Source organism: Bacillota bacterium (assembly GCA_036504675.1).
Classification (GTDB): domain Bacteria; phylum Bacillota; class Sulfobacillia; order JAJYWN01; family JAJZPE01; genus DASXUT01.
Genome location: DASXUT010000058.1, coordinates 1 through 11,358, shown reverse-complemented (window position 1 = coordinate 11,358; position 11,358 = coordinate 1). Strand labels below are relative to the sequence as shown.

At 67.5% G+C, this 11,358-nt stretch carries 10 protein-coding genes; all 10 read left to right on the top strand.

Annotated elements, in window-relative coordinates; translation table 11 throughout:
• Positions 1 to 1,539: ABC transporter substrate-binding protein (locus tag VGL40_04310; protein ID HEY3314488.1), on the top strand; the 1,539-nt coding region annotated here is incomplete at its 5' end.
• A 146-nt stretch (positions 1,540 to 1,685) separates the two neighbouring features.
• Positions 1,686 to 2,699 (top strand): ABC transporter permease, encoded by a 1,014-nt coding sequence (locus VGL40_04305; protein HEY3314487.1) that lies wholly within the window; start codon positions 1,686 to 1,688, stop codon positions 2,697 to 2,699.
• Between the two features lie 15 nt (positions 2,700 to 2,714).
• Positions 2,715 to 3,533, top strand: a complete 819-nt coding sequence (nikC, locus tag VGL40_04300) for a nickel transporter permease (protein ID HEY3314486.1) — start codon at positions 2,715 to 2,717, stop codon at positions 3,531 to 3,533.
• Positions 3,534 to 3,556: 23 nt separating this feature from the next.
• Positions 3,557 to 4,723: an amidohydrolase family protein gene (locus VGL40_04295; protein HEY3314485.1), complete on the top strand. Its 1,167-nt coding sequence runs from the start codon at positions 3,557 to 3,559 to the stop codon at positions 4,721 to 4,723.
• The gene (locus VGL40_04290; GenBank protein HEY3314484.1) at positions 4,707 to 6,002 is read left to right on the top strand and encodes an amidohydrolase family protein; all 1,296 of its coding nucleotides are present in this window, start codon (positions 4,707 to 4,709) and stop codon (positions 6,000 to 6,002) included. Before VGL40_04295 ends, VGL40_04290 begins: the two co-directional genes overlap by 17 nt.
• A gap of 80 nt (positions 6,003 to 6,082) precedes the next feature.
• Positions 6,083 to 7,471 (top strand): MmgE/PrpD family protein, encoded by a 1,389-nt coding sequence (locus VGL40_04285; GenBank protein HEY3314483.1) that lies wholly within the window; start codon positions 6,083 to 6,085, stop codon positions 7,469 to 7,471.
• Between the two features lie 2 nt (positions 7,472 to 7,473).
• Positions 7,474 to 8,115, top strand: coding sequence for a succinate dehydrogenase (locus VGL40_04280; protein HEY3314482.1), 642 nt, complete (start codon positions 7,474 to 7,476; stop codon positions 8,113 to 8,115).
• Positions 8,116 to 8,131: 16 nt separating this feature from the next.
• A complete protein-coding gene (gene sdhA, locus VGL40_04275; protein ID HEY3314481.1) occupies positions 8,132 to 9,892 on the top strand; it encodes a succinate dehydrogenase flavoprotein subunit in 1,761 nt (586 codons plus the stop codon).
• A complete protein-coding gene (sdhB, locus tag VGL40_04270; GenBank protein ID HEY3314480.1) occupies positions 9,885 to 10,637 on the top strand; it encodes a succinate dehydrogenase iron-sulfur subunit in 753 nt (250 codons plus the stop codon). Before sdhA ends, sdhB begins: the two co-directional genes overlap by 8 nt.
• A gap of 82 nt (positions 10,638 to 10,719) precedes the next feature.
• The coding region (locus tag VGL40_04265; GenBank protein ID HEY3314479.1) for a 3-methyl-2-oxobutanoate dehydrogenase subunit beta at positions 10,720 to 11,358 on the top strand (639 nt) is incomplete at its 3' end.

Here is an 11,358-nt window from a genome sequence, read left to right as displayed (position 1 = left end):
GTGTCCAGTGTCTTCGTCAGCGGCTGTAAGTCTGGAGGGGGTCAACCTTCGGCCAAGGCCAAGGATACCTTCATCTACGCGACCGCCAACCAAGCCCCCGAACTCGACCCGGCCAACGGCAGCAGCAACGCGGTGAACCGGCTGATCTCCTTGCTGTATGACGGCCTGATCACCTACGCCGCCGACAGCACGAAGATCGTGCCCGCCCTGGCCGATACCTGGGAAGCCTCCCCCGACGCGAAGACGTTCACCTTCCACATGCGGAAGGACGCGAAGTTCGCCGACGGGTCGGCGGTGACCGCCGACGCCGTCAAGTTCAGCTTTGACCGGATCATCAAAGTCGGGAAACTGGCCGCCAGCTCCTGGTCGGGGATCATCTTCGACGACACGGTCAAGGTGATCGACCAGAGCACCGTCCAGTTCAACCTGAAGGAGTCCATTCCGGCTTTCATGGCCATGTTGGCCACCCCGGCCGGCCTGATCATCAACCCGAAGATCAAGGACAAGTACACCTCGTCCGACCCGATCGGCGAGACCTACCTGACCACCAACAGCATGGGCTCCGGTCGGTACGTCGTCCAGACCTTCACCCCCAACGGGGACGGCGTCTTCGTCCGCAACGACAAGTGGTTCGGCCCGAAGTCCAAGATCAAGAAGTTAGTCCTGAGGATCGTCCCCGAGGCCTCCACCCAGCGGATGCTCCTCGAAAAGGGCGAGATCGACATGATCGAAGGCCGCTTCCTCGATTGGGACACCATCGAAGCGCTGCGGAAGACCGATGGGGTCGCGATCGCCGAAGGCCCGACCATGGACATCCTGCGGCTGATCCCCAACGGCTCGAAGAAGCCCTTCGACAACGAGAAGGTTCGCCAGGCCCTGTCGATGGCCATCGACTATGACAGCATCATCAAGGACATTTACGGCGGCCATGCCGAGCGCCTCCTGGGCGGCATCCCGAAGGGCCTGATGGGCTACGACGCCAACGCCTTCCGCTTCAACCACGACGTCGAAGGGGCCAAGAAACTGCTGAAGGAAGCGGGCTACCCGAACGGCATCGAGTTCGAGCTGTCGATGGGCCCGATCGCCCTGTGGCAGAAGGTGGCCACCAAGGTCCAGTCCGACGCGGCCCAGGCGGGAATCAAGATCAGCCTCCGCGAGTACGCCCTGCCGGCCCTGTACAAGAAGCTCAGCGACGGCGACTTCGCCCTCGGGATGAGCGGCTGGACGCCGGACTACGCCGACCCCGACTACAACTGCTGGTACTTCTTCTACTCGGGGAACGCCGGCCCCGGCTACAACTGGGCCTTCATCAAGGACAAGACGGTCGACGACTTCCTCATCAAGGCCCGGAGCACCGTCGACGCGACCCAGCGCGAGAGCTACTACAAGCAGATCACCGACATCACCAACAAGGCCGCCACCTACATCCCGATCGCCCAGGCCTACACGGCCAACCCGATGCGCAAGTGGGTCAAGGGCTACGTCCTCAACCCGATGAGCAACTGGGCCCTCCCGCTGGAGCAGATGTCCAAGGAATGATGACGTAAGTCGAACCTGGCACGATGGATCCGGGGTGGGCCCGCCGTTGGGTCGGCCCACCCCGGTCCCCCGATCCGCTGATGTCGACCGGCTTTTCCCGCGCTCGCCAGCGACCCTTAGGGGAACAGAAGGGATGAGGTTAGCCGATGAGGCTACTCAACTACGTGCTCCGGCGGCTGGCTTTGTTGATTCCGGTGCTGATCGGAGTGACCCTGCTCACCTTCATCATCTCGGTGGCGGTGCCCGGCGACCCGGCCCAGATGATGGCCGGCGCCCAGGCCAAGCCGGAGATCATCGCCGCTCTGCGCCACAAGCTCGGGATGGACGAGCCCTGGCCGATCAGGTACGTCTATTACCTGCGGGACCTGGCCCGCGGCGACCTCGGTGACTCGCTCCAGACCGGCCGGCCGGTGGCCCGGGACCTGCTGAACTCCTTTCCGGCCACCTTCGAACTGGGGACGACGGCGGTCGTCCTGGCCATGGTCTTCGGGGTGCCGTTCGGAGTGATCTCGGCCTACCGCAAGGACAAGCTGCCCGATCACGTCAGCCGGTTCGTCGCCCTGTCCGGGGTGGCCATGCCTTCGTTTTGGCTCGGCCTGATGCTCCTGATGGTGTTCTACGTCTTCTTGGGGATCCTCCCCGGCGACGGACGGCTGTCCATCTTCGCCGACGCGCCCCGGAGGATCACCGGGCTCTTCCTGGTGGACTCGCTCCTGCAGTTGAAGTTCGCCACCTTCTGGGAGGCCCTCCTGCACCTGATCATGCCGGCCGTCACCCTGGGCGCCGCCCTCATCGGCATGGTCACCCGGAACACGCGCTCGAGCATGCTCGAGGCCCTCTCCATGGACTACGTGAGGACGGCCCGTTCGAAGGGGCTGGCCGAGCGGATCGTCGTCTACAAGCACGCCCTCAGGAACGCGCTCCTGCCGGTGATCACCGTCCTGGGGATGGTCTATGGCTACGCCCTCGGCGGCTCGGTCCTCGTCGAGAGCGTCTTCAGTTGGCCGGGAATGGGCCGCTATGCCGTGCAGGCCATCCAGATGCTCGACTTTCCGGCGGTGATGGGTTTCACCGTCTTCATCGCCGTTGTCTACGTGATGGTCAACCTGGTGGTCGACGTCCTCTACTTCTACATCGACCCGCGGATCAAAGTCCACTGAGGCTGAGGTGACGACATGAAGTACTTGCTCAGGAGTCCCCTAAGCCGGGTCGGGCTGGTCATCCTGCTCCTCGTCATCCTCGTGGCCATCTTTGCCCCGGTCCTGGCTCCCCACGACCCGCTGCAGGTCGACCTTCCCAACCGGCTCAAGCCGCCCAGCCGCGAGCATCTCCTGGGCACCGACGAGATGGGCCGGGACATCCTCAGCCGGATCATCTACGGCGCCCGCATCTCCCTGTCCATCAGCGTCCGGGTGATCATCGTCACCTTCCCCTTCGGCGCCCTGGTCGGGGCAATCGCCGGCTTCTATGGCGGGTGGCTCGACGAAACCCTGATGCGCCTGACCGACGTCTTCCTATCCATCCCCGGATTGATCTTGGCCCTGGCCATCTCGGCCAGCCTCGGCCCGTCCTTGAACAACGCCATGATCGCCCTGGCGATCATCTGGTGGCCGTGGTATGCCCGGGTCACCCGGGCCGTCGTCCTCCAGGTCCGGGAGATGGAATACGTCGAAGCCGCGCGGGCCGAGGGTCTGCCGAGCCTGGCCATCCTGTTCAAGCACGTTCTGCCGAACTCACTGGCCCCGGCGATGGTCAACGCCTCACTCGACCTCGGCTTCGTCATCCTGAACGCGGCCGGCCTGAGTTTCGTCGGCTTGGGCGCCCAGCCCCCGACCCCCGAGTGGGGGGCCATGCTGAGCACCGCCCGGGAGTTCCTCCGCGACGCCTGGTGGGCGACGACCTTCCCCGGCCTGGCCATCCTCGTCACCGTCCTGGCCTTCAACCTGCTTGGTGACGGCTTCCGGGACATGATGGACCCGAAGATGCGCCGTTAATCCCAGATGAGGGGGACTGCACAGTGACCGCCAAGACACTTGTCCATTGCGGCGTGCTGATCGACGGGACCGGGGCCGACGCCCGTCCCTCACAGACCGTCGTCGCCCAGGATGGGAAGATCGCCGAGGTCGTCCCCGGCCTCCGGCCCCCGCAGGCCGGCGACACGCTCCTCGACTGGAGCCGCCTGGTCGTCATCCCCGGCATCTTCGACTGCCACGACCACCTGACGATGGACTTCGACGACTCCACCGACCCCAGGGAGGATTGGGCGATCTACCTGACGGCCCGGGCGGTGCGGAACTGCCGCCGCCTCCTCGCCGCCGGGATCACCACCCTCAGGGACCTCGGCGCCAAGAACTCGATCAACTGCAAGATCAAGCGGCTCCTGGAAGTGGGCCTGGTCAAGGGGCCGGACCTCCAGGTCGCCGGCCAGATGATCGTCCGGACGGGTTACCCCGAGTGGCCCTATTGCCACGAGGCCGACGGGGCCGAGGGGATGCGCGTGGCCGTGCGCCTCGAGCGGAAGGCCGGGGCCGACTGGGCCAAGCTGATGGCCACCGGCAGCGTCGCCGGGGAGGGTTCATCCCCGCGGCAGGCCGAGATGAGACCGGAGGAGATCAGGGCGGCCATCGACGAGGCCCACGCCCTGGGGATCAAGATCGCCGCCCATGCCTACGGCGGGCCGGCCGCCACCCAGTGCATCGAGCTCGGCATCGACTCCATCGAGCACGGCACCTGGCTGACCGAGAGCGACCTGGCCGAGATGGCCAACCGCGGGATCTACCTGGTGGTCACCTACGGGGTCTTCCCGCTTCTGCTCCGCACGCCGGGCCTGCCCGAGTCGATGTACGTCAAGGCCAAGCAGGCTGCCGGCCAGTACCTGGAGACCATCACCAAGGTCCACAAGGCCGGGGTCAAGGTGGCCACCGGCGGCGACGGCTGCCACGCCGATCCGGCCGCCGAGATGAAGGCTCTCGTCGACGGCGGCTTCGCTCCGATGGAAGCCCTCTGCGCCCTGACCCGCAACGGGGCCGAACTCTGCGGGCTCTCGTCGTCCAAGGGGACCGTCGAGGCAGGGAAGCAGGCCGACCTGGTCGGGCTGGCCCGCAACCCGCTCGAGGACCAGCTGGCCGTCAGGGAGGTCAAGGCGGTCATGAAGGCGGGTGAGGTCCATGTCGGCGCCTGTTGAGCCGCCGGCCGGCGCCGGCCGACCGAGAGCCGTCGAGAAAGGACTGATCGCCCAGATGCTCATCCTCAGGAACGGGACTGTCATCACGATGAAGGACCCGGTCAAGGCCGATCCTCGAACTGCCGACCTGGTCGTCGAGGACGGCCTTATTGCCGCCCTCGGAGCGGAGGCGGCCGGGGCCGGGACCTGTGCTTCCGCCGAGGTCATCGACCTCACCGGGAAGTACGTCCTGCCCGGCCTGATCGACGCCCACTGCCACCTGACCTACAGCGGGGCCCTGATCAGCGAGGAAGTGGCCCGGACGGACAAGGAGCGGACCATCCACGCGGTCAACAACGCCTTCGTGACCCTGCTCTCCGGGGTCACCACCTGTCGCGACCCGGGCGGCGTCGACCACATCGACGTCGCCGTCCGCGACGCGGTCAGGGCCGGGCTGATCCACGGCCCGCGGGTCGTCGCCGGCGGGCAGATGATCGGGATGACCGGCGGTCACGGGTGGTTCTTCGGCTGCGAGGCCGACGGGCGGGACGGGGTCAGACGGGCGGCCCGTCTGCAGATCAAGGCCCACACCGACTGGGTCAAGTTCATGGCCTCGGGGGGCTTCGCCGAAGTCGGCGAGCAGCCCGGGGCGGCCCAACTGAACGAGGACGAGATGGCCGCCGGGATCGAGGAGGCCCACAAGGCCGGTAAGCGCACGGCGGCCCACGCCCACAGCGCCGTGGCCATCAAGAACGCTGTCCGAGCGGGGATCGATTCGGTCGAGCACGCTTCCTTCCCCGATGACGAGGCCATCGAGATGCTTCTCAAGCGGGACGTCTACATCGACCCGACCTTCTCGATCTACTGGAAGATGATCCAGCATGGGGCCGAGTACAAGATCGCCCCCGAACTGATCGAGATGGTCCGCCGGGCCTGGGACGTGAAGGTTGAGCGCTTCCTGGCGGCCCACCGGGCCGGGGTCAAGGTGGCCGCCGGGACCGACAGCGGCTCGCCGGCCGGGCGCCACGGCGACTTCCAGGCTGAACTGGAGCGGTTTGTGGACGTCGGCCTCAGTCCCTACGGGGCCCTGCGGATCGGGACCGTCGGGTCGGCCGGGCTCCTCGGCCTGGACGGGATGATCGGGACGATCGAGCGGGGCAAGCGGGCCGACCTGATCGTCCTGTCGGCCTGCCCGCTCGAGGACATCACGGCCGCGCGCCGGGTTGAACTGGTGATCAAAGACGGGCGGGTCCACCGGGTGGGGAAGGACAGCATCACCCTGCCGGCCCTGTCCGGATGAGATGACTGGAGGGCGAAGGATGAGCGGGAAGTGACCCGAGGCGGCCCCGCGGGGGCCGCCGGGGAAGCGGGGAATAGACCATCGAACGACCACTGACCCTTGAGCTTGCCCAGTTCCTCGACGGCCTGAAGGGCGAGAGGTTGCCGGCCGCCCTGCGCGAGGCGGGGAAACGAGCCGTCCTCGACTGGCTCGGTTCGGCCATCGCCGGCAGCCCCAGCCCGCCCGGGCGGATGGTCCTGGCCGTCGTCGAGTCCCTGGGGGGGCGGCCCCAGGCCAGCCTGGTCGGGGGCCCCAAGCTCCCGGTGACCAGCGCCGCCCTTTACAACGGAGCCGTTTCCCACGTGGTCGAATTGGACGACGTCCACCGGGCTTCGATCAGCCATCCCGCGGCGGTGGTCATCCCCGCCGCGCTGGCCGTGGCCGAACTCGTCGACGCCGACGGCCCGGCCTTCCTGGCCGCCGTGGCCGCCGGCTACGAGGCGGTCATCCGGATCGGCGAGGCGGTCACGCCGTCGCATTACAAGTACTGGCACACCACTGGGACCTGCGGGACCTTCGGAGCCGCCGCGGCCGCCGCCAAGCTCCTCGGCCTGGGGGCCGAGGGGATCGCCTCGGCCCTGGGCAGCGCCGGGACGCAGGCCGCCGGGCTTTGGGAGTTCCTGGCCGACGGGGCCATGTCCAAGCACCTCCATCCGGGCAAGGCGGCGATGAACGGGGTCCTCTCGGCCCTCCTGGCCCAGCAGGGGTTCACCTCCGCCGCGCGGATCCTCGAGGGCGAGAAGGGCTTCTTCGTGGCCACCGCGGCCGCCTTCGACCCGAAGAAGGTGACCGCGGGCTTCGGGTCGCCGTACAAGTTGGAGGAGGTCTCCTTCAAGGTTCACGCCTCGTGCCGGCACACCCACCCGGCCATCGACGCCGTCCTGGCCGCGATGGAAGGGCGCGACCTGGACCCCGCCGACGTTGCCTCGGTGACCGTCGAGACCTACTCGGTGGCCCTCGGGGTGACCGCCGATCATCAGCCGACTACCGTTTACAGCGCCAAGTTCAGCCTGCCCTTCTGCGTCGCCCTGGCCATCCACCGGGGATCGGCCGGTCTGGCCGACTTTTCCGAGGCCGGCCTCTGGGAGCCGCGGATCAGGGAGACCATGGGGCGCGTCGAACTGCGGGCCGACCCGGCCCTTGAGGCCATCCACCCGGCCAGGTGGCCGGCCCGGGTGACCATCAGGACCAGGGGCGGCCGAACCCTGACCGGGAGCGTCGAGGACCCGCGGGGCGACCCGGAGAACCCGGTTTCCACAAGCGAATTGGAGGACAAGTTCCGGGCCCTGGCCGGTCCGGTGATCGGGCCGACCGCCGCCGAGGGACTGATCGAAGCCTCACGAAACCTGGACGGGCTGACCCACCTGAGGCAACTGACCGCCCTCTTCCCGGCGGCCGTCGGCCGGCCCGGTTCAGAAAGCCGGGAGTGATCATGACCATACCCGTCTTCGCCAACAACTACCTGTTCCGCCGGATCCACTCGCTCCTAGCCGTCGTCCCCCTGGGGCTCTTCCTGGCCGAGCACCTCGTCTCCAACAGTCTCATGGTCATCGGGGCCGCCAAGTTCGACGCCCAGGTCCGCTTCCTCCAAGGTCTACCGTTCCTGCTGGTCCTGGAGTTCGGACTGATCCTATTGCCCCTGGCTCTGCACGGGCTTTACGGGCTCTATGTCACCCTGACCGGCCAGGTCAACCTGGTCCGCTACCCGTATGGCCGTAACTGGGCCTACGTCCTGCAGCGCCTGACCGGCCTCGCCACCTTCGTCTTTGTCGGCTGGCACTTCTGGACCCTACGCCTCCACAGCTACCTGGCCAAGGAGTTGATCACCTTCAACGACCTGGCCGTCATCTTCGCCAATCCGCTCCTGGCCGCCATCTACACCCTGGCCACCATCTGCGCCCTCTACCACTTCCTCAACGGCCTGTGGGGCTTCTGCCTCGACTGGGGGATCGTCACCGGACCCAAGGCCCAGGCCTCCCTGGCCCGCTTCCTGTGGGCCGCCTTCGGTGTCCTGTCGGTGGTCTGCGTCGTCTTCGCGGTCATCATCTCCCGGGCGTCGATGGCCCTGATCTGAGATTAGGAGAGAGGACATGAAGCCAAGACTCGTAGTCGTAGGCGGCGGGCTGGCCGGCCTGATGGCCGCCCTCAAGGCGGCCGAGGCCGGCCTCGAGGTCGACCTCCTGGCCCTCGGGCCGAGCAAACGGTCGCACTCCGCCGCCGCCCAGGGGGGGATCAACGCCGCCCTCGACACCTTCGGGGAGGGCGACTCCCCCTGGGAACACTTCGATGATACCATCTACGGCGGTGATTTCCTGGCCGACCAGACCCCGGTCAAGGGGATGTGCGAGGCGGCCCCCGGGATCATCCGCGTCTTCGACCGCATGGGGGTCCCCTTCAACCGCACCCCCGAGGGCCTCATCGCCCTCCGGCTCCTGGGCGGGACGAAGTTCCATCGGGTCGCCTTCATCGGTTCGACCACCGGCCAGCAACTGCTGTACGCCGTCGACGAGCAGGTCCGGCGGATGGAGGCGGCCGGCCGGGTGATCCGTTACGAGGGTTGGGAGTTCCTTTCGGCGGTCATCGACGACGCCGGGCGCTGCCGGGGGATCGTCGCCCAGGACCTGAGGACGATGGAGATCCGGGCCCTCCCGGCCGGAGCGGTGGTCATCGCCACCGGCGGCCCGGGACTGATCTTCGGCCGGACGACCAACTCCATCTCCAACAGCGGCTACGCCTCCGCCGCCCTCTACCAGCAGGGCGTGAAATACGCCAACGGTGAGTTCATCCAGGTCCATCCGACGGCCATCCCCGGAGCCGACAAGAACCGGCTGATCTCCGAGTCGGTGCGGGGCGAGGGCGGCCGGGTCTGGACCTACCGCGACGGCAAGCCGTGGTACTTCCTGGAGGAGTGGTATCCGGCCTACGGGAACCTGGTCCCGCGGGACATCGCCACCCGGGCTATCTTCAAGGTCTGCGTCGACATGGGCCTTGGGATCGACGGCAAGAGCCAGGTCTACCTGGACATGTCCCACATGGACCCGGACGAGGTCAAGCGGCGCCTGGAGGGCATCCTCGACATCTACCAGCTCTTCACCGGTCAGGACCCGCGGAAGGTGCCGATGAAGATCTTCCCGGCCGTCCACTACTCGATGGGCGGCCTGTGGGTGGACGTCGACCAGATGACCAACATCCCCGGCCTCTTCGCCGCCGGGGAGTGCGAGTTCCAGTACCACGGGGCCAACCGCCTGGGCGGCAACGGCATGCTCTCGGCCATCTACGGCGGGATGGTCGCCGGGCCGGCCGCGGCCAAATACATCAACCGGCAGGAGGCCGCGGGTGAGGCCCCGTCCTCGCTCTTCGAGGGCGAGGTCAAGCGCCAGAGGGAGCGGGACGAAGCGATCGCCCGGATGACCTCCGGCCCGGAGAACCCCTACAAGCTCCATCGTGAGCTGGGCGAGGTGATGAACGAGAACGTCACCGTCGTTAGGCACAACGACCGCCTCGAGGCCACCCTCGACCGGCTGGCCGAGTTCAAGGAGCGGTGGAAGGACATCAACGTCGCCGATTCCGGCCACTGGACCAACCAGGTCATCCCCTACGTCCGGCAGCTGGCCGGGATGATCGAGCTGGCCCGGGTGATCACCCTCGGCGCTCTGACCCGCAATGAGAGCCGCGGCGCCCATTACAAGCCGGAGTTCCCCGACCGCGACGACGCCAACTGGCTGAAGACGACCATCGCCACCCGGACGCCGGACGGGCCGCAACTATCCTACGAGCCGGTCGATACCCGCCACATCGTCCCCAGGGTCCGCAAGTACGATGTCGACAAGGAGGCGACCAAGCGTGGCTGAGCCGGCCGCCATCCTCTTGAAGATAAGGCGCCGGGAGCGCCCGGACTCCCGTCCATACTGGCAGGAGTTCTCGGTCCCCGCGGCCCCGAACATGAACATCGTGGCCGCCCTGATGGAGATCCAGAAGAACCCGGTGGACGCCCGGGGCCGGGCGACCGTCCCGGTCGTCTGGGACTGCAACTGCCTGGAGGAGGTCTGCGGGGCCTGCACGATGCTGATCAACGGCCAGGCCCGCCAGGCCTGCAGCGCCCTGGTGGAGACCCTGACCCAGCCCATCGTGTTGCAGCCGTTGACCAAGTTCCCGGTGGTCCGCGACCTGATGGTCGACAGGCAGTCCATCTTCGAAAGCCTCAAGAAGGTCAGGGCCTGGATCCAGATGGACGGCAGCCACGACCAGGGCCCGGGGCCCCGGGTCTCGCCAAGCCTACAGGCCTGGACCTACGAGCTGTCCCGCTGTATGACCTGCGGCTGCTGCATGGAGGCCTGCCCCCAGGTCAACGGCCGCTCGCCCTTCATCGGGCCGGCGGTCTTGGCCCAGGTCAGGCGGTTCAACGCCCATCCCCTCGGGGAGTCCATCCGGGCCGAGCGACTGCGGGCGGTGATGGGCCCGGGCGGGATCACCGATTGCGGCAAGGCCCAGAACTGCGAGCGGGCCTGCCCGAAGCAGCTCCCGCTGACCAGGGCCCTGGCCGAACTGAACCGGGAGACGATCACCCACGGCCTTTTCGGCTGGCTCTCTCGCTGATTCAACCTACCGCCGGGCCACCCGGCTCGAGGGCACCCCGGTACACCCATAGACACTCACCCATGGGAGGCGCTGAGCTGAATTGGAACGCGTCCTGATGAAAGGCAACGAAGCCTTGGCCGAAGCGGCCGTCCGGGCCGGTTGCCGATTCTACTTCGGCTACCCGATCACCCCGCAGAACGAGATCCTCGAATACATGGCCACCCGCCTTCCGGAGGTCGGCGGCGTCTTCCTGCAGAGCGAGAGCGAGCTCGGGGCGATCAACATGCTCTACGGGGTGACCGCCTCGGGCCGGCGGGGGATGGTCTCCTCGTCCAGCCCGGGGATCAGCCTGATGCAGGAAGGCCTGTCCTTCATGGCCTCGTCGGAGCTCCCGGGACTGGTGGTCAACATCACCCGGGGGAGCCCCGGCCTCGGCCGGATCACCCCAGCCCAGTCCGACTACATGCAGGCGACCAAGGGTGGGGGGCACGGCGACTACCACCTGATCGTCCTCGGCCCGGCTTCGGTCCAGGAGATGGCCGGCCTGGCCGCGCTGGCCTATGAGCTGGCCGACAAGTACCGCAACCCGGTGATGATCCTCGGGGACGGGATCCTCGGCCAGATGATGGAGCCGGTCGTCCTCCCCGAGACTGAGGCGGTCCTGCCGGAGAAGCCCTGGGCCGCCACCGGTTCGGGGGGTGGAGAACGGCACCTGATCCTGTCGGCCCCCCTGACCGAC

What these genes read in the sequence shown, in the direction of transcription:
- VGL40_04290 (HEY3314484.1), top strand. Translation starts at nt 4,707, where the DNA reads ATGTCGGCGCCTGTTGAGCCGCCGGCCGGCGCCGGCCGACCGAGAGCC.
- VGL40_04280 (HEY3314482.1), top strand. Translation starts at nt 7,474, where the DNA reads ATGACCATACCCGTCTTCGCCAACAACTACCTGTTCCGCCGGATCCAC.
- sdhA (HEY3314481.1), top strand. Translation starts at nt 8,132, where the DNA reads ATGAAGCCAAGACTCGTAGTCGTAGGCGGCGGGCTGGCCGGCCTGATG.
- VGL40_04305 (HEY3314487.1), top strand. Translation starts at nt 1,686, where the DNA reads ATGAGGCTACTCAACTACGTGCTCCGGCGGCTGGCTTTGTTGATTCCG.
- nikC (HEY3314486.1), top strand. Translation starts at nt 2,715, where the DNA reads ATGAAGTACTTGCTCAGGAGTCCCCTAAGCCGGGTCGGGCTGGTCATC.